20 protein-coding genes and 1 pseudogene are annotated in these 22,653 nt (G+C 63.1%); 10 read left to right on the forward strand and 11 right to left on the reverse strand.

What is annotated here, in order from left to right; genetic code table 11:
- The 6 genes and pseudogenes from ABJF10_RS15350 to ABJF10_RS15375 form a co-directional block, all read right to left on the reverse strand.
- Positions 1–240, reverse strand: a pseudogene (locus tag ABJF10_RS15350) (pyrrolo-quinoline quinone); the annotation flags it as partial.
- A gap of 20 nt (positions 241–260) precedes the next feature.
- The gene (locus tag ABJF10_RS15355; protein ID WP_348545468.1) at positions 261–1,358 is read right to left on the reverse strand and encodes a hypothetical protein; all 1,098 of its coding nucleotides are present in this window, start codon (positions 1,356–1,358) and stop codon (positions 261–263) included.
- Positions 1,359–1,489: 131 nt separating this feature from the next.
- Positions 1,490–1,666 (reverse strand): hypothetical protein, encoded by a 177-nt coding sequence (locus ABJF10_RS15360; protein WP_348545469.1) that lies wholly within the window; start codon positions 1,664–1,666, stop codon positions 1,490–1,492.
- Between the two features lie 28 nt (positions 1,667–1,694).
- Complete coding sequence (locus ABJF10_RS15365; protein ID WP_348545470.1) at positions 1,695–2,381, reverse strand: polysaccharide lyase family 7 protein; 687 nt, start codon at positions 2,379–2,381, stop codon at positions 1,695–1,697.
- A 36-nt stretch (positions 2,382–2,417) separates the two neighbouring features.
- The gene (locus ABJF10_RS15370) at positions 2,418–3,269 is read right to left on the reverse strand and encodes a DUF1080 domain-containing protein (protein ID WP_348545471.1); all 852 of its coding nucleotides are present in this window, start codon (positions 3,267–3,269) and stop codon (positions 2,418–2,420) included.
- Between the two features lie 63 nt (positions 3,270–3,332).
- Positions 3,333–5,090, reverse strand: coding sequence for an SMP-30/gluconolactonase/LRE family protein (locus tag ABJF10_RS15375; RefSeq protein ID WP_348545472.1), 1,758 nt, complete (start codon positions 5,088–5,090; stop codon positions 3,333–3,335).
- 161 nt (positions 5,091–5,251) lie between these two features.
- On the opposite strand from ABJF10_RS15375, the gene ABJF10_RS15380 reads away from it, so the two are divergent.
- The 5 genes from ABJF10_RS15380 to ABJF10_RS15400 all read left to right on the forward strand — a co-directional run bounded on the left by ABJF10_RS15380 (position 5,252) and on the right by ABJF10_RS15400 (position 13,461).
- Complete coding sequence (locus tag ABJF10_RS15380) at positions 5,252–5,470, forward strand: hypothetical protein (protein WP_348545473.1); 219 nt, start codon at positions 5,252–5,254, stop codon at positions 5,468–5,470.
- 69 nt (positions 5,471–5,539) lie between these two features.
- Complete coding sequence (locus ABJF10_RS15385) at positions 5,540–7,558, forward strand: sensor histidine kinase (RefSeq protein ID WP_348545474.1); 2,019 nt, start codon at positions 5,540–5,542, stop codon at positions 7,556–7,558.
- A gap of 137 nt (positions 7,559–7,695) precedes the next feature.
- Positions 7,696–8,328, forward strand: a complete 633-nt coding sequence (locus ABJF10_RS15390; protein WP_348545475.1) for a response regulator transcription factor — start codon at positions 7,696–7,698, stop codon at positions 8,326–8,328.
- 425 nt (positions 8,329–8,753) lie between these two features.
- A complete protein-coding gene (locus ABJF10_RS15395) occupies positions 8,754–12,161 on the forward strand; it encodes a DUF1553 domain-containing protein (protein WP_348545476.1) in 3,408 nt (1,135 codons plus the stop codon).
- A 10-nt stretch (positions 12,162–12,171) separates the two neighbouring features.
- A complete protein-coding gene (locus ABJF10_RS15400) occupies positions 12,172–13,461 on the forward strand; it encodes a DUF1501 domain-containing protein (protein WP_348545477.1) in 1,290 nt (429 codons plus the stop codon).
- Between the two features lie 51 nt (positions 13,462–13,512).
- Here ABJF10_RS15400 and ABJF10_RS15405 read toward each other — a convergent pair whose 3' ends face one another.
- The 5 genes from ABJF10_RS15405 to ABJF10_RS15425 form a co-directional block, all read right to left on the reverse strand.
- Positions 13,513–13,872, reverse strand: coding sequence for an STAS/SEC14 domain-containing protein (locus ABJF10_RS15405; RefSeq protein ID WP_348545478.1), 360 nt, complete (start codon positions 13,870–13,872; stop codon positions 13,513–13,515).
- A 115-nt stretch (positions 13,873–13,987) separates the two neighbouring features.
- Positions 13,988–14,536, reverse strand: a complete 549-nt coding sequence (locus tag ABJF10_RS15410; RefSeq protein WP_348545479.1) for a GNAT family N-acetyltransferase — start codon at positions 14,534–14,536, stop codon at positions 13,988–13,990.
- Between the two features lie 39 nt (positions 14,537–14,575).
- Positions 14,576–15,307: a DUF1028 domain-containing protein gene (locus tag ABJF10_RS15415; protein WP_348545480.1), complete on the reverse strand. Its 732-nt coding sequence runs from the start codon at positions 15,305–15,307 to the stop codon at positions 14,576–14,578.
- Between the two features lie 41 nt (positions 15,308–15,348).
- Positions 15,349–15,564, reverse strand: a complete 216-nt coding sequence (locus tag ABJF10_RS15420) for a hypothetical protein (protein ID WP_348545481.1) — start codon at positions 15,562–15,564, stop codon at positions 15,349–15,351.
- 124 nt (positions 15,565–15,688) lie between these two features.
- Positions 15,689–18,334 carry an alkaline phosphatase family protein gene (locus tag ABJF10_RS15425; RefSeq protein WP_348545482.1) on the reverse strand — a complete coding sequence of 882 codons (2,646 nt, stop codon included), beginning with the start codon at positions 18,332–18,334 and terminating at the stop codon, positions 15,689–15,691.
- 134 nt (positions 18,335–18,468) lie between these two features.
- Between ABJF10_RS15425 and ABJF10_RS15430 the strand changes: the two genes are divergently transcribed.
- From ABJF10_RS15430 to dapB, 5 genes are all read left to right on the forward strand, one after another.
- A complete protein-coding gene (locus ABJF10_RS15430; RefSeq protein ID WP_348545483.1) occupies positions 18,469–18,915 on the forward strand; it encodes an arsenate reductase ArsC in 447 nt (148 codons plus the stop codon).
- Between the two features lie 589 nt (positions 18,916–19,504).
- Entirely contained in the window at positions 19,505–20,308 is an 804-nt protein-coding gene (gene dapF / locus ABJF10_RS15435) for a diaminopimelate epimerase (protein ID WP_348545484.1), read from the forward strand.
- Positions 20,309–20,392: 84 nt separating this feature from the next.
- Complete coding sequence (locus ABJF10_RS15440) at positions 20,393–20,878, forward strand: hypothetical protein (protein WP_348545485.1); 486 nt, start codon at positions 20,393–20,395, stop codon at positions 20,876–20,878.
- Positions 20,879–21,031: 153 nt separating this feature from the next.
- Complete coding sequence (gene dapA / locus ABJF10_RS15445) at positions 21,032–21,910, forward strand: 4-hydroxy-tetrahydrodipicolinate synthase (protein WP_348545486.1); 879 nt, start codon at positions 21,032–21,034, stop codon at positions 21,908–21,910.
- Positions 21,907–22,650: a 4-hydroxy-tetrahydrodipicolinate reductase gene (dapB, locus tag ABJF10_RS15450; protein WP_348545487.1), complete on the forward strand. Its 744-nt coding sequence runs from the start codon at positions 21,907–21,909 to the stop codon at positions 22,648–22,650. The genes dapA and dapB overlap by 4 nt, the downstream gene beginning before the upstream one ends.
- Positions 22,651–22,653: the final 3 nt, after the last annotated feature.

Consider the following 22,653-nt stretch of genomic DNA (forward strand, 5'->3'; position numbering starts at 1 on the left):
CAGGCGCTCCTGCTTGGGCCCACTCGCGCAGGTGATGAAAAGCTTCTGGCCGACGATGATCGGGCTGGCCAGCCCGCGGCCCGGCAGCGGTACGGTCCAGTCGATCTTCGGTTGGGCGGGAATTTGCCCATCAGGGGCGACGGCCGTGCTGTCCGGTCCACGGAATTGCGGCCAGTCCGCGGCCAACGTCGATGCGGTCAGGATGAAAGCGAGGAGTGGGAACGAAGAACGAAAGCGCATGGCGAAAGAGGAAGGTGAGGTCATTTCGCCGCAGTCAGGATTGCCGTGCCGGCGCTATCGCAAACGCGAAGCTGGAATTCCCACTCCACCGTCCACGTTTCTTTCTGCTCATTCTGGCAGCATTTCACGAGGATCGTGTTCGTGCCCTGTTTCAGATGGCACCGGAGCTTGTATTGATCCATCTGCTGGCCGCGATGGTACTCGTCGCGCCCGAAGAGAAACTGGCCATTGAGCCACACTTTCCAGCCGTCCTTGCAGCCCAGCCTTATCTCGGCATCGCGCTCTTCAGTTGAGTCAAACGTGGCCACCGCATACGCCGTCACTTCTTTCAACATGCCGAGCGGCTTGTTGAAATCGAGTTTCCCGTATTCGTCGCCGCTGGCGAATGGCTGCCATTTGACGGAACCACTTTTGCCCTCGTAGGCTGCCTCGAGCCGGATTTCCTTTTCCGGTGGAAAGACGGTCTCGAAACCCTTGCGCTCGGTATTCTCGAATGGCCCGATGACCTGCCATTGCGTGATAAAGCCAAAGTGCTTCGGCAAATCGACCGGCACCGAGCGCTTGCGCAGTTCGCCCGCAATGACCCGTGTCTGGTCCTCGTCGCGCACGACCTCGAGCGCCGCGAGATACGCAGCGCTGGCCGCTTCGCCCTGCTTCGCCTGCGCATCTTCGATCAGCCGTTGCACCGCGCCCCGGCGGAGTTCCTGCACCGGGTCCGTCGACAAGGATGGCTCCACCGCATCCGCCCGCGCGGCGTCGGCTTGCTTCAATAAATCAAACGCCAGTCGTCGCGCCGCCGCCGCCTGCGCGGTGTCCTTGAGAAACGCCTCCACCTCCGCCACGGGGAGCGCCTGGCCATGCGAAAGCGCGTTTTGGACGATCGTGTCCCCAGCTACGCGCAGCCAGTTGTCCGCTACCGGGCCGCCCTTTCCGGTCGCCGCGAGCAATGCCGGCAGCGCTGCCGGTCCAGCCTTGACCACGTCCTTCCACGCGGCGCTGGCTGCTTCATTCCCCTTGCCCTCGTGTCCCACGGCGGCAAGTGCCTGGAGGGAATCATCCAGCGCGCCGTGCAATGGTACGACGCACAAACAAAGGAGTGGATAGAGGAAAAATTTCATGCGGAGGAGGAACAATAGCAGTGGTTTTACGGGCTGGCTGGTCGACTGGCAATCCACGGCTTTGGCCGTAGAACACCCGGCGTCGGCGTGGCGCTTAGGCAGGATTTTGCCACCGGCAATCTCCGCAATACTCAATTCGTCGGCGTCGGCCGCGTCGGTACTACCCGCGACATATCATGCGACGAGACGATCACCCCGGCGCTCCCGCCGATGCGGCTGTCCTGCTTGGGAGCCGGTGGCTCATTCGCACAACCCACGACAAAGAGCAACGAACCGAGAGAGAGCAGGAAAAGCCGCGTGAGTTTCATCGGCGACAAGAGAGCACACCTTGGCCCCCTACTCCACCTTGAGACTGCGAAAGAAAACTTGCGCCGTGCCCGTGGTGGCTTGCGGATACAGGCCCGCTTTGAAGTAGTTGCTGAACTTCCAGTAGGAAAGATCGCGCTTCAGCTTTTCCTGTCCGTCCACGGCGATGTGCAGTTGCCCGCTTTTCACCACGATGGCGACTTTGACGTAGCTGGTCTTGACCCCGGCTTTCAGCAATACCATGTCGGTCTTGTCGCCCGTATTGTCGGGCTTCAGCGCGGCGTAAAGATCGCCCTTGTTTAACGCGATGCGGAGGAGCGGCGGGGCATTGTCTCCGTCCGGGGTGATCCCATGAATTTGCAGCACGGTCACTTTATCCGGCTTAAGGTGCGAGACGACCCGCACTTCACCGGTCAGCGTGTGGCTGCCGTCGACCGTCCAATCCGCGATGTGGCGCAATTCCGAGCGGACATACTTCGTATTCGGCGTGGCGCCCTTCTCGGCGGCGTCGAGCGCAAAGCCCATCTCCTTGCTTCCATTGAGGAAGAAATAGCCAGAGGAGTAATTGCGCAGGTCCTTGACCTCGAGGGGCCCCGGCACCTGTAGTTTCCATTCATGCAGATCGAAAGCCTGGCTTGGCGCGCCGGCCTCAGCGCAAAAAGCGCGGCTGGCGCCCAGAACAAGTGAGGCGACCAATGGGAGGAGTTGGCTTTTCATATGGAGCGATCGGGACGTGCCCGCGGGAGGCGCCAATTACTGCCCGATCTTCGGGCCGTCGCCGATATCTTCGGGCGTGGGCATGTGCAGGTCGCGAATCCAGATATTGCGGTAGCGCATCGGGTTGCCGTGATCCTGCAGCTTGAGCGGGCCTTTTTCCGGATGGGCGTGGTATTCGCCGACTTTCCGGTGCGGTGTCTCACCGATCAGCGCGGTGTGATTTTGCGTGACCACGCCATTGTGCAGCACGGTGACGACGAGCGGCTTGGCCAGCTTGCCATCGGGGGTGAAGCGTGGTCCTTCGACGATGATGTCGTACATCTGCCACACGCCGGGCGGACGCGAGGCGTTCACCTGCGGCGGCATATAGCCGTAGATCGCGGTGGCGCCGCCGTCGGCGTAGGTCGGGTTGTTGTAGCTATCTAGGACCTGGATTTCGTAACGGCCGAAAAGGAAGCAGCCGCTGTTGCCGCGGCCCTGGCTGTCGCCGCTGGGCGGGTTCGGCGTGGCGAACTCGAGGTGCAATTGAAAATCGGGACCAAACTCGTCCTTCGTCATCAGGTAGCCGCTCTTGGGGACGACTTCCATGTGACCGTCCTCGACCTTCCACGCCGCCTCGCCGCCGTCTTTTTCCATCTTCCATTTGGAAAGATCCTTGCCGTCGAAGAGCACGGTGGCGTCGCTCGGTGCGGTGCCGGCTTTTTCAATCGTGCTCGGCTCGCCTGGGGTCACGACTGGCGGTTGCGGGCGTTCGCCATCGTGGACATGCCACTTCGTGCCGGGGATGATCGGAGTATCCTGGTAACCGATGGGATGCTTTTCATCGGCCGCGAAGGCGGGCGCGGCGAGAACGAGGGCGGCGATACTGGTGAGGAGCGGGGATTTCATGATGGTGTCTGGAGTCGGGTGGGAGTGCAGTTGATGCCCGCAGCAGCGGGCCTGTGGCAATGATTAAAGATGCGGGGCGGCTGGCTTGATCGGCGCGGCGAAGCTCGGCGCGGCCTTCGCGTGGACCTTGCGCTTGTAGATCTTGTCGCCGGCCGAAACGTAGAGGGTATCGAAATCCGCGCCACCAAAGACGACGTTGCTCACCTTGCCGTTCGGCGTCGGAATGATGCAATTGACGCGCCCTGCTTGATCGCAGACCTGCAAGCCCAGGCGCGTGGCGACATAGAGACGCCCAGCGCTGTCGACTTCCATACCATCCGCGCCGGAGTCATCGGCGGTGTCAGGCATGTGCAGGTGATAGTACCGCTGCTTGTCATTCAGCAAACCGTCGGGCTGGATCTGATAGCTGTAGACCCAGTGGCTGCGCGAATCGGCCACATAAAGGAGCGATTGATCGGGCGACACCGTGATGCCGTTGGAAAACTTCAGCCCGGTATCGACCACGCTCTTCGTCCCATCGGGCTTGATGAGCCACACATTGCTCGGCTTCGTGCCATCCCAGCCCGGCTCGGTGACATAGACATTGCCGTTGTGTAGGACAACGAGGTCATTCCCCCGGAAGCCCTCCGCGATCGTTTTCGCCTGCGCGTTTTCGTCATAAGCCACGATCTGCTGTGCCCCACCGGCCACCGCGTACAGCTTGCCATCGGGCCCGAATGCCTGCCCAAGGCCTTTGTGGGAATCGGCGATGAATTCGGTGATCTTGCCATCGAGCGCGATCTTGTAGGTCTTCGAGTTCGGCACGTCCGTGAAGAACACTTCCCCCTTTGCGTTGCTCGACATGCCCTCGGTGAATTTGCCGCCCTCCCACACCTGCTGCCAGCCTTCACCGGGGATCAGGATTTCCTTGAGCTGCGGCGAACCTTCGCCTGCCTTCACCGGCGTCGGCCAGCCCTTCCAAAGGAAGCGCATCACATCGGGAAACAGCGCCGTGCCTTGCTTGCCACTGTGCCCGCCTTCACCCCACACGTGCTCGTGCTCGTAACCGGCAAATGTCAGCGAGCGCTCGAGCTCCTGGTTGGCCATCCACCAGTCGCCGCCGTAGATATTGTTGTCATTGCTGCCATCCACTTGGAAAACGCGGATCGGCTTCGGCTCATACTTGCGGACCAGAGTGGGATACACGTTCGCCCCGCGCAGCCCCACCATCGTGCAGACGCTGGTGAAGACCCGCGTAAAAGCATCCGGCCGCTCCCACGCCGCGATGAAGGCGCAGATCGCGCCGCTGCTGCTGCCGCCGATGGCGCGGTCATTCCCATTCTTGCTCAGGAGGATCTTATGGCCATCGCTCGTCGTCTTCTGCTCCACCGCAGGGAGCAATTCATCAAGGACGAAGCGCGCATAGCCGTCGCCCATGCCGTCGTATTCGTAGCTGCGATTGAAACGGTCGAGCGCCGCCTTGCCATCCAGCGCCTTGACGACCCCGGGCTTCGAAAAGACCCCGATCGTCACCGGTATGTCGCCTTTCGCGATGAGATTATCGAACACCACCGGCGCACCCCATTGCACGCCATCCTGGTTCACATACACGCACGCGGGCTTCGTGCCATCGTATTGCTTCGGCACATAAATAGTCACCTCACGCGTCGTGCCAGGAAAAATCTTCGACTGGGCAAAGTCGAACTTGATCAACTCGCCCTTCGGCACGTTGTCGTGCACCTTGGAATCTTCGCTCACCGGGTAATCGGGCTCCGCCGCGCGCAGGGTTGGCGTGGCCAGGAGCGTGGCGATGGACAGGGCGAATGGGAGGAGGCGTTTCATGAATGGGGCGAAAATGCGAGGGAGGTGACCAATGACCAAATCACGCCATCCGCGCCAGCTTAGATTGAATTCATGGCCAGATTGCCGCGTCCTATCCCCCGCCGACCGTTGCCCGACCGGGCAACCGCCCGTGTGCCCAATTCCGTATCCCCTGCAAAACTATGAAACCTCTCTTTCTCCTCGCTGTCGCCACCGTCCCGATGCTCCTGAGCGCCTGCGTCGGCGAGCGCGAGACCTATTATCGCCGCCCCCACCCCTACCATCGCTACGCCCGCGAAGAAGTCGTCGTGGCGCCGGGGACGGTCGGCGTCGTCTACTACAACGATGCTCGCGGCCGCTACTACTGGCGCCATCATCGCCGCGTCTACGTGCGATACTAAGTAAGAGCGGCCTCGAAAAATGCGGGCAGTTGCGTCCCCGCTTGCGCCATCGGCTACCCTCTTGATGCCGTGCGCCTGTTCCCCTCGCTTTTTATCCTTCTCGCCAGCTTCCTCCCGGTACTGGCGCAGGATCCCCTGCCCACGCTCACCACGGCGCGCGACCTCCGCAACCTCCCCGCCACCGAAGCGGCCCGCCACTACCCCATCCATCTCCACGCGGTCATCACCCTCGTCGAACCGGATCGCACCATCTTCCTCCGCGACGACACCGGTGCCACCTTCATCCGCTGGGGCAAAAATCTGCCCGAACTCCGGGCCGGTCAGCAGATCGACCTCGAGGGCGAATCTTACCCCGGCCTGTATCTCACCGGCATCGTCGGCCGGAAGGTCACCATTCTGAGCGAGGGCGAGCCGCCCGCAGCGCGCCACATCACTTACGAACAACTCGCCTCCGGCCAGTTTCACTACGATTGGGTGGAAGTGCACGGCGTCGTCCGCTCCGTCACTCCGAGCGAGAAGTATTCCGTGCTCAAACTCGCCCTCGGCAACGGCTCCCTCGACGTCTATCCGGTCACCGACGATTCAACCGTCGACGACCATCTTGTCGACGCCGTGGTCCGCGTGGCCGGCATCGCCGCCGGGTACATCAATGACCGCCGGCAACTGGTCGCGCCGCATCTCCGCGTGCGTTCGCTGGCGGACGTCACCGTGCTCGAACCCGCGCCTGCGGAGCCTTTCGCCGTCGAGACCACGCCGGCCTCGGAGCTCCTGCGCTTTGCGCCCAACGGACGCGCCGGTCACCGGGTGAAAGTGCGCGGCGTGGTCACTCATCAGGAACCGGGCAGCGCCATCTATTTGCGGGACGACGTGCAAGGGTTGCGCGTGCGCACCAGTACCAGCGAAGCCTTTGCGCCCGGCGACGTCGTCGAAGCTCTCGGATTCCCCAGTATGGGATCTTTGAGCGCGGAACTCGACGACGCCGTGTTTCGGCGGACCGGCGAAACCGCGAGCGTCCAGCCCACCGTCGCCGCGGTGAAAGATCTCGCGGCCGGAAAACTCGACGCCGATCTCGTCCAGGTGGAAGCCGATGTCCGTGATGTCGTGCGCGAGCCCGATCGCCTCCTTCTCGCCGTCCAGGCTGGTGACACCGTCTTTCAAGCCGTGACACATGCTCCGCTCACCGACGCCGCAATCCCCGCCGCCGGCGCCCACGTGCGGCTCACCGGTGTCTGCCACGTGATTGAAGCCACGCAGCCCTCGCGCAGCTTCAGCACCCGTGCCCGCACTTTTGACCTGCTGCTGCGCAATTCCCCCGGCGACATCACCATCCTGCGCCGTCCGCCGTGGTGGACGACGCAACGTCTCGCCATCGCCGCGGGCACGCTGCTCGGGCTCGCCGTGCTCGCCTTTGCGTGGGCCGCGCTTTTGCGGCGGCAGGTGCGCCGCCAGACAGCGCTCATTCGCACCCAGGTCGAAGCCGTGACCATTGCCGACGAGCGCCAGCGCATCGCTCGTGAGTTTCACGACACCCTCGAGCAGGAACTCGTCGGCATGAGCCTGCGCCTCGATGCCGCGGCGACCCGCGCGGAAGAATCCAAGCTCCGCGAACTCCTCACCGGCGCCCAGCGCCTCGTCCAGCAACTCCAGGTCGGCGCACGTAGCTTCGTCTGGAATCTGCGCGACCATTCCCTCGCCACGCAGCCGCTGGCCGACGCCATCCGCTCCGCCGTCGCCAATGTTACCGCCGGGCGCCAGCTCGAGATCCTCACGCTCGGCGAGGCGCGACGGCTGCCCGAGTTGATCGGTCACGAGCTCCTCCGCGTCGCCCAGGAAGCCACAGCCAATGCCGTGAAACACGGCGACGCGCGACGCATCGTCATTCTCCTCGATTTCAACACCGTCGCCCGGATGCGTCTCGCCATCGAAGACGACGGCACCGGCTTCGACACGACGGCGTCCGTGCCCGCCGGCCATTTCGGTCTCATCGGAATTCGCGAGCGGGTGGAAAAACTGGGCGGTGAATTCCAATTCCGCAGCGAACCCGGCAAAGGCACCATGGTCGAAGTGACCGTGCCCACCGCATCTTGACGATGAACCGCGGAGACGCGGAGATTGAAAGACATACTCTGCCGAAATCCTCACTCCTTCTCCGCGCCTCCGCGTCTCGGCGGTTTTCTCCTTTCGCGTATTTCGCAGTACCTTGCTTTAAGTGTTTTCCACCGCCCATGCCCAAGCCCAAACCCATTCGCATCCTCGTGGTCGACGACCACCACGTCGTCCGCAGCGGCCTCGCCGCGTCGCTGGGCCTGGAGGATGACCTCACCGTGGTGGCCGAGGCCGGCCACGCCGAGGAAGCCGTGGCCAAATTCCGCAAACATCAGCCGGACGTCGTGCTCATGGATCTGCGCCTTCCGGGCCCGAATGGCATCGCCGCCACCACCGACCTGCGTCGCGAATGGCCCGATGCCCGCGTCCTCATGTTCACCACCTTCGACGGTGAGGAAGACATCTACCGCGCCATGCAGGCCGGGGCTCGCGGCTATCTCCTCAAATCCGCGCCCCGCGAAGAACTCCTCTCCGCCATTCGCGCCGTGGCCGCCGGCGAACGCCATCTCTCTCCCGCCCTGGCCCAGCGTCTCGCCGGCCGTGTCGCCGCGCCGGACGTCAGCGACCGTGAACGCGAAGTCCTGCAACTCATCGCCCGCGGCAAGGCGAACAAGGAGATCGCGGCCGCCCTCGGCATTTCCGAGGAAACCGTGAAGCGCCACGCCAGCAACATTTTCGTCAAGATGGGCGTCGCCGACCGCGCCCAGGCCACCTCGGAAGGCATCCGGCGCGGCCTCATCCAGTTGGATTAGGCCCTGTGCACGGATTTGGCCCCACAGCCCTGTTTTGAGGCGCGCGGAGTCGATTTTCCGCAATGGAGCCAATGAAACCAATGGGGCCATGCACATTTTGCACCGTGTCATGCCATACTTGCCGCCATGAACTCCGACGATCCCACGACCCGCGTCACGGCCCGAGCGCTCCCTTCCCGCCAGGCCTCCGCCAGCAAACTCCAGCAATGGCCTAGTGCGGGTGAATGCAGCCGGCTTCGTGAGCCCGGGCCAGGAAAGGGGGCCAATTTAAGGTGCCTTAAGCCCAGTTAAGCCGATTTAAGGTGCGAGTTTTTTTTGTGCAGGCACCAAGGGTGGCTTCCGGGCACCATCCCCCGAAAGTGTTAGTAAAAAATCCCTCACCTGAGCGCGTGTCTGGGATACTCTCTGGTGACACACTTCCTCCCGTGAACCTGATCCTCCGACTCCTCGCCCCCGTTGCGCTCAGCGCTTCCGCCTTCGCCGCCGGTTACGACGACCTCGTGACCAAGGACAAACCGATCGCCCATTGGAACTCGAACCCCGAGGCGACCAAGCCGCTGCTGCAAGGCGGCGCCGACCTGGGCGACGGTCCGCGCCCACCCGCTTATCCGCAATTCGGCGAGAGCACCCACGCGCTGGCGCTGCACCAACCCGGCGCCAGTCTGCGCCTCGCCGATACCGATCAACGCTTCGCCTTCAAAAAGGGCGAGAGCATCACCATCGAATCCTGGGTGCAATGTGACTCGCTCGGTCACGGCCAGAATTCCTACATCATCGGCAAGGGCCGCACGGGTCGCGCCGGACAGCCGCCGCACAATCAAAACTGGGGCCTGCGCCTGCGCGAGGCGGATGGCAGTGCGCGGGTCAGCTTCGTCTTCCGCGATGAGCGCGATGCGACCAAGGGCGGCGAAGAGTTCTGGCATCGCTGGACATCCACGACCGGCTTCCTGCCCGGCGACGGCTGGCACCATGTGGCCGTCAGCTACAAATTCGGCGAACCCGCCAGTGCGAAATGCTGGATCGATGGCGCGCCGGTAACCGGGGAATGGGACATGGGCGGCGCCACGGACCTCGGCCCCTGGTCGGACAATGACGAAGTCTGGATCGGCACCTCGATGGGCGGTTCCGCCGCCTCCAGCCTGCGCGGACGCCTCGACGAAATCGCCGTCTATCGTACGGCCCTGACGGATGCGGCGATCAAGGCGCGGACCGCGGGCCTCGTCGCGAAACCGGCGGTGGTCAAAGCCCCTGTCGTCAAGCTCAACGAACTCCCCAAAGGTCTCGTGCGCGTGGAAATCTTTGAGCACGGCGTGAGTGAGGCCGAAGTCTCCGCGGCAAACTGGACGAGCAACGACTCCGATACATCGAAAGTCGCCGCCGGGGTGGAAGCCTCGTGGAGCAACGTGCCGGCCACCAGGACCGAATCTTGGAATGAGCAAGCCTTCGCTCTCGCGGATATCATCTCGAAATATTCGCCCCGCGGCGTCCGGCGGGACCGCTCCATTCCTTTCCTTGTGCGCATGGCCGGCGCCGTCACGTTTCCCGCGGGCGAGAACCGCCTGCTCGTGCGCGCCATGCGTGGCGGCCGCCTGTCCATTGATGGCCAGATCGTCGCCACCTCCGATTTTTATCCGAAGCTGGCCGGACCGACCCGCGCCTCGGACGCCGAGGCCATGGCGGATCAATTGCAGGTGCAACTCGTCAAGGAAGTCGCGCTGCTCCAACCAGGCCACAGCGAGGCCATGGCCACGATCAAGGGCGACGGCCGGCCGCACGTCATCGTCTTCGAAACCTTCGTCGGCGGCAAAAACCTGCGTCCCGAACTCGGTCAGCCCAGCTTGAGCGTCTCGAGCAATGGCGCTCCCTTCCGCCTGCTCACGAGCAACGATCAATGGTTCGATTTCACCGACGACGGCTGGAAACACTACGCGTATGAACAGCGCGCGCATGTCGAGTCCCTGGCCGTGGAACGCCGCGCCAACGCGGACGAACTGGCCTATTGGAAATCGCGTCACGACCTCGCCCGCACCGAGATTGCGAAGAAGACACCCGTCGCACTGCCAGCCGCCGGTGCCGCCAATCCCATCGACGCCTTTATCGCCGCCAAGCTGGAAGCATCGCACACCCCGCCTGCCGCTCTCACTGACGACTCCTCATTCCTCCGCCGCGTCACGCTCGACACGATCGGCCTGCTGCCCACCCCGGAGGAACTCACCGCCTTCCTCGCCGACCCGAGCAAGGACAAGCGCGCCAAAGCCATCGACCGCCTGCTCGCCGACCCGCGCTGGGCCGACGAATGGATCCCTTACTGGCAGGACGTCCTCGCCGAAAACCCCGCCATCCTCAAGGCCACGCTGAACAACACTGGCCCCTTCCGCTTCTTCCTCCGGGACGCTCTGCGCGACAACTGGGCGATGGATCGTTTCGTGACCGCGCTCGTGCTGATGGAAGGCAGCGAACGCGGCGGCGGCAGCGCCGGCTTCGGCGTGGCCACGCAAAACGACCTCCCCATGGCCAACAAGGCGCAGATCGTTTCCTCAGCCTTCCTCGCCATGGAAATGAAATGCGCGCGCTGCCACGATGCGCCCAATCATCCCTACGACCAGGCCGACCTCTTCGCCATGTCCGCGATGCTCCAGCGTGCGCCGGTGAAAGTGCCGGGCTCCAGCCTCACCCAAGGCCTTAACCCGAACAGCCACGTCGTCGTCTCGCTCAAGCCCGGCCAAATGATCGAGGCCCACTTCCCCTTCGCCTCGCTCAAGTCCGATGCCCTCCCCGGCGTCCTGCGCAATACCGAAGACTCCCGCGAGCAACTCGCCGCGACCATCACCGACCCGCGCAATGAGCGCTTCCCACAAGTCGTTGCCAACCGCGTGTGGAAGCGCCTCCTCGGCTTCGGCATCGTCGATCCCGTGGATGACTGGGAGAATGCCCGCCCGTCGCACAAGGAATTGCTCACCTGGCTGGGGCGCGAACTGATCACCCACGACTACGATCTCAAGCACGTCGCCCGGCTCATTCTCAATTCGGAGACCTACCAGCGCGTCGTCACCGATGCCGGTTCCCGCGTCGCCAAGTCCGACGAGCGGCTCTTCGCCTCGCCGGCCCGCCGCCGTCTCTCGGCCGAACAACTCATTGACTCGCTCTTCCAGATCGCCGGGAAGGAATTCGAATGCGAGGAATTGAATCTCGATCTCGATGCGCACCGCTCGGTGAAGGATTTCCTCAATCTCGGCAAGCCGCAGCGCGCTTGGGAATTCGTGGGCCTGAGCAACGAGCGCGACCGCCCCGCGCTGGCCAAGCCGACCGCACAACCATTCATGGATGTGCTCCTCAACTTCGGCTGGCGCGACTCCCGCGCCGAACCCAAGACCGTCCGCGAGGAAGCGCCCAATGTGCTCCAGCCCGCCAGCGTCGCCAACGGCCTGCTCGGCGCCCGGATCACGCGCTTGAGCGACGACAGCGCCTTCACCCTGCTCGCCCTGCGCGATCAGCCGGTCGACAACCTCGTCACGCAACTCTTCCAGCGCGTGCTGAGCCGCTCCCCGAGCGACAAGGAACGCGCCGCCTTCACTGCCGACCTCACGCCCGGCTACGCGGATCGACTCCTCGCCGTTCCCAGCGGTGATCTTCCGAAAAAGCCGCGCGTCACCAAGTTCCCAATGTGGAGCAACCATCTCAATCCCGAGGCGACCACCGTCACCTACGAAATCGAAAAGATCGTCCGCGCCGGCGACCCCATCACCCCCCGTCTCGCCGCCCCGTGGCGCGAACGCATGGAAGACGCCGTCTGGGCGCTCATGCTCACCCCTGAATTCATCTACGTCCCCTGATTCCACCGCCATGAACATCAATCACCTCTCCCGCCGCGACTTCCTCACCCGCGCTTCGCTCGCCGCCGGCGCGCTCGCCCTGCCCCGCATCGGCAGCGCCGCGCCCTCCATTCCGCTGGGCAAAGCCGAGCACTGCGTCTTCATCTGGCTCGGCGGCGGCATGTCGCAGATCGATACCTTCGACGCCAAGCCGACCCGCGGTGACGGCAAGAAAGTCGCCGGTTGCTATTACGACATCATCGACACCGCGATTCCCGACGCGAAATTCAGCGAGCATCTCCCGCAGCTCGCGAAGATGGCCGACCGGCTCATCCCCGTGCGAACGGTAAATCACAATGTCATCGACGAGCACGCCGCGGCGACCAACCGCATGCACACCGGCCGCTTGCCCAGCGGCAGTGTCGTCTATCCTTCCATCGGTTCGATTGTCGCCCACGAGCGCAAATCCGCCGCCGAGGGCGTGCCCGCCTATGTCGTCATGGGCTATCCGAGCGCCACGCGCGGCCCCGGCTTCCTCGGGCCCAAGGCCGGCTACGTCTACCTCACCGACACCGCCAGCGGCCCCGCTGGCCTCACCCGTCCGCGCGAGATCAGCGATGAGCGCGCCGCGCGCCGCAACAGCCTGCTCGAGACCGTCCGCCAGGATTACCTCGGCCGCATCGGCGATGCCGCCCCGCGCGATTACGACGAAGCCATTGCCGAGGGCTTCCGCCTCCAGGGCGGTGACTTCATGAAGGCCTTCAATCTCGCCGAGGAACCCGACTCGGTGCGCGCCGCCTTTGGCGACGAATTTGGCCAGCGCTGCCTGCTGGCCCGCCGCCTCATTCAGCGCGGTGTCCGTTTCACCGAAGTCGGCTTCAATCTCAACTTCGTCAACGGTGCCGGCTGGGATTCGCACAATGCCGCCCAGCGCGAATTGCACGTCCTCATCCGCGGCCTCGACCATGTCGTTGCCACGCTCATCACCGATCTCGAGGCGAACAAGTTGCTCGATAAGACCCTCATCGTCATTGCCAGCGAATTCGGCCGCCCGGCCCATTTCGACGCGGGCGGCGGGCGCGGACACCACGGCAAATCCTTCACCTGCGTCCTTGCCGGCGGCGGCTTGCGCACCGGCCAGTGCGTCGGCACCACCGATGACCTCGCGATGACCGTCGCCGCCGATCCCGTCGGCGTCCCCGATCTCTTCGCCACCATCCTCGCCACCATGGGCATCAATCCCGGCAAGAGCATCATGGACGGCGAACGCCCCATCCCCGTCACCGACAAAGGCACCCCGATCGCGAAGGTCTTCGTATAAAGGCCGTCGCGATCGTATTGGAGGCGCCACCCTCTTCCTTCACTCCGCGCGTCAGTCGCCCAGCCACGCGCGCGCTTCGGGCAAGTGATCGCGCTCGAAGTACTGCACTGTCGCCGTCGTGAACGGCTGGCAAAAGCCCGTCATCCACTTCTGCCATCGCTCGTCACCGACGATCGCAATGCGCTCCACATGGTTGAAGTGCTTCGCATCCCACTTGATGTCCTCCCACAGCGCTCCCGCGTCCCAGCCATGGAAATCATCCATGATCACCAGCATGCGGATCTTGTCGTGCTGCCGGATGAGTTCCTCCGTGTCCGGAACAAACCGGGCATAGTCCTCCTTGGTCAGTGTGCCATTCAAGTGCAGTTCCATCACCTTTCCGTAGATTTTTTCGTCAACGTGCGTTGTCATATTTCAGGTTCTTTCTTTGTAATCTTGGACAGTCCGAATCTGGATCCTGTTCACTTCCCTGAATCGCAGCAGATACCGCAAAACGACGTATGGCGTTCTGTTCGCGGACAGGTGACTAACGCTTAATGAAGACTTTCGACATGCGCACCACCGGCAGCGTCAGCCCCCCGGCAAGTGATACCTCATATCGTTCGTCCACCACGTACCCAAACGCCGCATAGAGCGGCTCCCCCGCCAGCGTCGCCACCATCATCGCTTCACGAAACCCGGCTGCCCGAATCGCCTCTTCGCAGCGCGTGAGGATCAAGCGCCCAAGCCCGCGTCGCGCATAATCCGGATGCACAAAGAACGCCCGCACGCGCGCCGGATCACCGGTCGGGTCGAGCATGGCATCCTCTCCGCTTCGTTCGCGATCGCCGCCGAAGACCGCCTTGCGCCGGCTCCATCCCCCACAAGCCACGACCTCTCCCCTACCTTCCACGACGAAATAAGTCCCATCGCGAATTAGCTGCCGATCCACGCCAAACACCGGCCCCAGCGCCGCCTCCATCTGCGCCGCCGAATAGGTCGCCGCTTGCAATCCCCGCACCGACAACGGAATCAGCCGCTCCAGTGCCGGGATGTCCGTCTCCCGAGCCAGCCGAATGGAAAATGAAACACTCACAAGACGCAGCACCGCACCCCGCATCGGTTCATAGCGGTGCTATTTCTGCAAGGGGCGCACCGGTCCATAGAATTGCGCATGCAACGCCCGCAGGCGCGCCAGTTCGTCAATCGGCTTGGGATGGTCTTCCACACGCAAATCCATGTAACGGTCGTTGTCGCCCCCGGGGCCGCCGTTGGGGTGGACCACGAGCAGCGCGGCGCTTTGCTGTCCGCGGCGGTCGCCTCCTGCCGCCTGACCCGCTTGCAGCGCCGCGAGGAGCCAATCGGCGAGCTCGGTTCCCTCCTTCTTGCGGGCGGTTTCGAAGGCCTCAACGATGGCGGTGAGGACGCCTTCCCCGGCGAGGAGGTTGCCTTGCACGGAATAGTTTTTGCCTTCGCGATGGCCGGCATACGCCTGGCACCCGCCGCCCGTGTGCGCGGCGGTGCGGCCCTGGGCGTCAATGAATGCAACCTGCCGTTCCTCCGCGCCGGGATCGGCGGCCAGGAGCAGGTCCAGCGCTTCGCGCGGCGATTTTCCGCCTTCCATGAGGCTCAACCCATCCGGCCCGAAACTCACCCGTGCCCGCGCTTGCGTCGCCACCGCACCGACCCCGGCTTTCGCCCACGGCACGACGCTGCCGACACCGAAATACTTGCTCTCCACCGCCACACCCAGCTCACCGGTAGCGGGATCGAATGCGACGATGGAAAATGTGTGGACCTCGGGGTCTGCCGCCCGCAGGGCAGCGCCCAACGCGAGAAATACCAGCACGATGCAGAGGCGGCGCATCCCGCGTTTTTATGCCGCCGCCCTGGCCAGTGCACGCTTCTTCAGTTCCGAAAATCCTGCAACGTCTGCCCCATCCCCGTCCAGTTTGGCTCCAGATTCTGCCAGTAGAGGGGCCCGGCTTCACGGTCCAGCGTCCACCAAAATCTCCCCGTCCAATGTCCCAACGTCTCGTGCTCGTCCTCAAAGTAGAGGCGCACGGCTTGATAAAGCTCCGGCTTTTCGCTTGAGCACAGATGAAGTGGATTCTTTTCAGGCATAGCTGGAAAAAAGGGTTTCGCTAACCAGTCGTATTCGCGCGAGCCTCCCGGGGCGCGTGTATCAATCCTTTGATTTTCACCATGGCATCACTGACCATGGCGGGAGCAGTCGCTTCGACCTCGCTCAATCGTCGTCGCCCTCCTTCACGTTGAGATTGAACCACTTACGTGGAAATATTTCGCCCGGCCGCTGCACCTGCCATACGGCCCGCGCCACAATGCTCGGGCTCGCCTTGTCCACATTCGACCAATCGAGTCGCGCGCAGGCTTGCGCCAGGCGCTTCTGCTCGCCGCGCAGTGCGGCCACCGGTGGGTTCATCTCATCCAGCGGAATCCGGTTGGCCACATGGGCGTAGGGAGTCGCATCCGGCTCATCGACGAAGCAGGTCGTCATCGGCGTCGCCGTCCGATCGAAGCGGTTCATCGCCGGCAGACCCAGCACCAGTTCCATCGTCCGCAAAAATGAGGTGTGGTTGTAAACTTCGCTCACCACTGCGCCGCGCCGGGTATAGGGCGAAACGCAGTAAGCGATCGTCCGATGCCCGTCCACGTGATCCATGCCCAGTTGCGAATCGTCCTCGATCACAAGAATCAACGTCTCTTTCCAGAATCGTGAATGCGTTAGCCCTTCCACGATCCGGCCCAGCGCCAGGTCGTTATCCGCCACCGACGCGCGCGGCGTCGGGTAGTTTGGCTTGGTCCCGGTCGTATGATCGTTGGGCAGGAGCAGAATGCTCAAGTCGGGCATTTTACCGGAGGCTTCAAAATCCTTGAGCTCGGCCAGGTACTGATCGGCACGCCACTGGTCGGAAACGATCGTCGGAAACCCGATGTAGTTCGGATGAAGATAGGGCTTGAGGGCCGCATTATCGGTGTCCGCCGTGATGGAAAACTTTCCAGTGCCGGCGTGGTAATCGTCCCAGAGTTCCTTCCATGTCGGCGTCTTGCCGGTCGTCTTGTCGACCACGTGCGGCTTGTTCACGAACTCTCCATAGACGCGCAGGCTTTTGCCGGCCTTGACCGCGGCGTTCCACAGAAATCCCTTCGGCGAATAGGCCAGCGGATCGCCCCCGTCGTAGGGATAGCTGCGGGAATGCGCGGCGAAGTTTTGCTCCATGTACCCATTGGCCACGCCCGAGACGGTCCACTGGTGTCCATCGGCGGAATTGGTGCCGCTGGTATAGGTGTTGTCCAGCAGCACCCATTGCCGCGCGAGCGCGTGCTGATTCGGCGTCACCTCTTCGCCGAACAGGCAAATCTCCGCCTCGCCATTGCCTTCCTTCATGTCTCCGAGCGTGCTGTCGTAAGTGTGGTTTTCCTTGATGATGAACACGACGTGCTTGAACAGCGACGGTTCCCCCGCCCGGTCGGGAATCGGCACCGCCGCCATGCCCGGGCGCGGTGGCAATTCGCTCTTGCCCCACCCGTTGTTGAGCGCGACCCGCCGGGTGTGCTCGGATTTCAATTGCAGTTGTGCGGACTCGATGAACTGCACCGTCCCAACCGATCCACTCACCTTGAAAGCCTCATTCTCCTTCGCGTAACGCGTCCCGAAACCTTTGCTGCTGGCAATGAAGAGCCGGCCCTCGCGTTCGGTCACGGCGATGGGATACCAACCCGCCGGAAAGTAACCGGAGATTTTGCCGGTCGGCAGATCCAGCGTCGCCACCGCATTGGCTCCGCCGCAGGCCACGTAGAGCGTTTTGCCGTCACCGGACAGTGCCAGCGAATTGGGAATCTGGCCAAAGCCGGGGTCTTGCGGCGGCCGCAGCGAAAAGGATTCCCGGAACTCGCGCCGGCCGACGTCGAACACGCCAATACTGTCCTCATCCGAATTGGCGATATACAGCGTCTTTCCGTCGGCCGAGAAAACCATGTCGGAGGGCTGCCGCCCCGCCTCGATCTCCACGGCGGTGAGTTTCTCCGTATCGACGATCGTCAGACTGCCCCGCAACGCCGCGTCGGTCCGGGGATCGACCCGCACCTGGGTGCCCGCGGAAGGGGCGCTGGCTTCGTCCTTGCGCGGGGCGCGTCCTCCGCGGTTGGCGCAGTACAATGATTTGCCGTCGGGAGAGAGCGCGATCCGATAAGGGGCAATGCCCGTCGGAATCAACGCCACGCTTTGCCTGGTCGTAAGATCGACCACCGACACCGCATTACTAATCCCCAGTGCCACGTAAAGCCGCTGACCGTCCGGCGAAACGGCCAGCCCCGCCACTTGCGGCTCGTTTTTGCGTTTCGGTCCCGAGGTCTCTTTCGCCTCGCTGAGTGGGGATTGGTCATTCGCGGAAAACGCCTTTGCTTTCTTCGGATCGACCGCGCGAAAAGGAGTCGCTTTCCAAGCGTCGCCCTCCCGTCCGATCCGGTAGACCGTCCCGTCTTCACCGCTGGCATAGAGCGCGAGCCCATCGGGCGGCCAGGCCAGTCCCAGCGGTCCCGGCTTCACCGTGACGCCTCCCAGCAACGTGCCGTCGGGTTTGTAGAGCAACACTTTCGCGGTCGTCAAAACGGCCAGCGTCGCGCCATTCGGCGACAGAGCCATGTCCTTCGGCCGGGCGCCATCGATCCACTGGACTTTCCCCAGCGGCGTCACGAATTGGTTCGTGGTGACGAGCACGCCCCCATCGGCTTGCTCACCGACGAGCTTGGGCGCGGGGGTGGTTTTGGGTGACGCGCCATCGCTCGAGAAACAAAGCGTTCCAAAAACCAATCCCGCGCACAAAGTGCAAACGCGACGTGCAGTGCAGCGGAGGTAAGGAGTGAATTTCATGTTCTCGGCTGGGATGGGGGGAATTCCAAAGAGTCTCCGAGACTGAACTAAACTCCTGCACAAAACAGCACGGAAATTCCCTGCCTTTTTCCAGTTGCCCAATCGCGGCTTCCTGCTCTTAATTCGCGCTCGCCATGAAAACGAGAATCCTCTTCGTTTGCGTTCACAACAGCGCACGCAGCCAGATGGCGGAGGCCTTTGTGAATCGATATTGCGGTGAATGCTTCGAGGCCGAGAGCGCGGGATTGGAACCAGGCACGCTCAACCCTCTCGTCGTCGAAGCGATGGCTGAAGACGGCATCGACATTTCGGACAATGCCACCAAGTCGGTGTGGGAAGTCTTCCAGTCTGGCAAATCGTTCGGCTACGTCATTTCGGTCTGCGATGAGTCCCGCGAGGAGCGCTGCCCGATTTTTCCCGGCTGCGCGATTCGCCTGCACTGGAGTTTTCCCGACCCCGCCCAATTCACCGGCATCCACGCGGAGAAGCTGGAGGAAGTGCGCAACGTCCGCAACGCCATCGCCGCCAAGGTGGCTACGTGGTGCGAGGAAGTTTCCGGCGTCTGCAACGCAGCGTACTGAGCGACCTTCCTCCTCTGCGAGAGTCATTGGTTTCCCCAACGAGAAAATGAAGTTGCTGATTTACGTCACGATGGCCGCCGCTTGCTTGGCCTTATCGGGCTGTGAAATCATGCAACCGTATGACGGAATGGGCGGGAGTAGTCCGCCAAGGGACACCAAAGACTATCCGGCTTGGACGCAAGCGGCCTCGGTTGTTGCGCCCTTGGTCCCGAAAACATTCTGAAACGGCTCCATAGCCGAATGAGGGCATGGCATATCAAGGGAGGCTTGACAGGCATGCTATAGTATGGTCCGCATGTGGGTTCTGTGGAACATTTGGGAGGCGCGACTCGGCGGGCGCCGGAAAATGAGTCAAAATCGACGCAGCCGATCTTCGCAAGCGTCGCTTCGCCCCTCTGTAGATCGTGCCGGGTCGTGGTCAATCGTGCCTAATCGTGGTTCTAATTTTTTCGGCGATTCGAGACTACCCTCCCAAACCAATGTCGCCTGATCACTTCCCTGTGGAACAAATCACCGCCGGTCCAAAGTCCATCTCATTCACTCTGCCGATTGCAGCCGCGCCCGACCGGTGCTAAATGGCACGTCCGATATGTTGAATTTTACCAAGATGAACGGTGCTGGGAATGACTTTGTGATGCTCGATAACCGCGATGGGACGCTGGCGCTCGACAAGGCGCAGATTGCCCGGTTGTGCGACCGTCATCGCGGGATCGGGGCGGATGGCGTGCTCGTCGTCGAGCCCGCGCAGAATGGCGCGCACTTCCGCATGCGCTATTACAATGCCGATGGCGGAGAGGCCGAGATGTGCGGCAACGGCGCGCGTTGCTTTGGACGTTTCGCCCAGCGCGTGAGCGGCCAGAGCGGCGACCTTTCTTTTGAGACCCTGGCCGGCAAGATCACCGCCCAATTCATCGACGGCAACGTGCGCATCCAGATGAGCGAGCCGCATTCGCTTCACCTCAATGCCTCTCTCGATTCCGGCGGCGAAGTGCTCACCGTCCACTCGATGAATACCGGGGTGCCGCACGCCGTGGTTTTCGTCGACGACCTGGAAGACGTGGACGTGCGCCGTTTCGGGGCGGGTCTGCGCTATCACACGCACTTCGCGCCCAAGGGCACCAACGCCAATTTCGTCCAGCAGCTCGGCCCGCAGAGCATTTCCATCCGCACCTACGAGCGCGGCGTGGAAGACGAGACGCTGGCCTGCGGCACCGGCATGGTCGCCTGTGCGCTCATCTTCCACGAACTGACCGGCGCTCCCTCACCCGTCGCGGTGAAAGTGCGTGGCGGCGAAACGCTGGAAATCGCCTTCCGCCAGGAGGGCAAAGTCTATCGCGACGTAACCCTCACCGGCCCGGCTGATTTCGTCTTCGACGGACAGACGGCGCTCTGATATATCGCCGGAACACTTTGAAACACCTATGAACATCACCCGGTTCTGTTCTCAGCGCGGTGCCGCCACTTTTTCCCCACTCCCATGAAAAAGAACGGCAAGAAACCCAGGGCTAAACGTCGTGGCCGTCCCGGCCAGGCCAAGCGCGACGCCGAGATCGTCCGCCTGCATATCGAAGGCGTCGTCCATCCCCGCATCGCCGAGCAATACGGCATCACCCGCGAGCGCGTGCGCCAGATCGTGGCCATGTACGACCAGGTGCCGCGGCGGACCTTCCAAAGGAAAAGACGCGCGGAGACCGACTTGCGGGAAGCCGCGGAAAGACGCCAGCGCAAGATCCAGCGCGAGGCCAAGCTGGCCGCGCTGGCCGCCGCGTGGAAGCGCGGCGATTCGATCACCATGATCGCCGCTGAATTCGGCTTGCGCACCCCGCACGCCGCCAACGCGCTCATCTCCTATCGTCGCAGCCGCTATCCCGCGCTGTTCCCACTGCGCAAGCCGTGGGTGCGGGGCAATCGCGCACCGAAAGCCGCGCCGAAAGCCAAGACCAAAACCAAGTCGAAGCCCTAATCCCAGCCACTCCAGATTTGGTGGCGAAGGATTGGCCGTCCGGCACCGGACGCCACTCGCCGTCCCCATCTCGTTGCGCCGCCCCGGCCTTGGCGCGCCGCAGCACGGGTTTTCCTATTCAAGGCCATCGTTCTCGCTTAAATCGCACGCTCTATGTTTGCAGGCACCTACACGGCGCTCGTCACGCCTTTTGAAAATGACCGGATCGATGAAGCGGCTTTTGCCCGCCTCATCGAAGGCCAGATCGCCGGCGGCATCACCGGGATCGTCCCTGTCGGGACGACCGGCGAATCCGCCACGCTCGACCACGCGGAACACAACCGCGTCATCGAACTCGGCGTCAAAGCCGCCGCGGGGCGCTGCAAAGTCATCGGTGGCACCGGCTCGAATTCCACCTCCGAGGCGATCTCGCTGACTGTCGAGGCGGAGAAGCTCGGCTGCGACGGCGCGCTGCTCGTGGCGCCGTATTATAACAAGCCTTCGCAGGAAGGGCTCTTCCGTCATTTTGGCAAGATCGCCGAGGCGACGAAGCTCCCGATCATCCTCTACTCCATCCCGGCCCGTTGCGGCGTCGAGATCAGCGTGGAAGTCACCGCGCGCCTCGCGAAGGCGTATCCGAACGTTGTCGCCATCAAGGAAGCCGGCGGTTCCGTCGAGCGCGTCAGCGCCCTGCGCGCGGTCTTGCCGCCGGAGTTCACCATCCTTTCGGGCGATGATTCGCTCACCTTGCCCTTCATCTCCGCCGGTGCGGAAGGCGTGATCAGCGTCGCCTCGAACATCATCCCCGCCGAAGTTGTCTCGCTGGTGAACGCGGCCGTCTCTGGCGACGCCAGAAAGGCGCGCGAAATCCACTTCCGCCTTTACCCGCTGTTCAAGGACCTCTTCATCGAGCCCAATCCCGTGCCCACCAAGTACGCCCTGGCCCTGCGCGGCGAGATGCGGCCCGAGGTGCGCCTGCCGCTCTGCGAAATGGGCGATGCGCCCCGCGCCAAGCTCGCGGCTACGCTGCGCCAACTCCAACTCATCCCGTGAGCAAGCCCATCGAACTCATCATCAACGGCGCCAAGGGCCGCATGGGCCAGATGCTCCTCTCCTGTGCGCATGGCGATCCCAACCTGCACATCTTCGCCGCCATCGATGCCGGTGACGATTTTGCGGCCGCCGTGCCGGGCGCGGACGTGATCATCGACTTCAGCAATCATGCGACCCTCGAGCCTGTGCTCGCCCGTTGCATGGAGCACCAGAAGACGCTCGTCATCGGCACCACCGGGCACACCGATTCCCAAGTCGCCGCGGTCAAGCATGCCGCCGGGCAGATCCCGATCGTCTTCGCGCCCAACTACAGCGTCGGCGTGAATACGCTTTTCTGGCTCACCCGCAAGGCCGCGGAAATCCTCGGCCCCGGCTTCGACCTGGAAGTTGTCGAGATGCATCACCATTTGAAGAAGGACGCGCCCAGCGGCACAGCCAAGCGCCTCGTGGAGATTTTGGCCGAAGTCCGGAAGTTGACCTACAACGAGAACGCCCGCCATGGCCGCCACGGCATCGTAGGCGAACGCACCAACTCCGAGATCGGCGTGCATGCCATCCGCGGCGGGGACGTCGTCGGCGATCACACGGTCATCTACGCCGCGCCGGGCGAGCGCGTGGAACTCACGCACAAAGCCTCGAGTCGCGAAACCTTTGCCCGCGGGGCTTTGCGCGCCGCGCTCTGGGCTCACGACAAACCTGCCGGTCTCTACGACATGCAGGATGTTCTCGGCCTGAAGTAAGCG

It is taken from the genome of Chthoniobacter sp. (genome assembly GCF_040003245.1).
GTDB lineage: Bacteria > Verrucomicrobiota > Verrucomicrobiia > Chthoniobacterales > Chthoniobacteraceae > Chthoniobacter.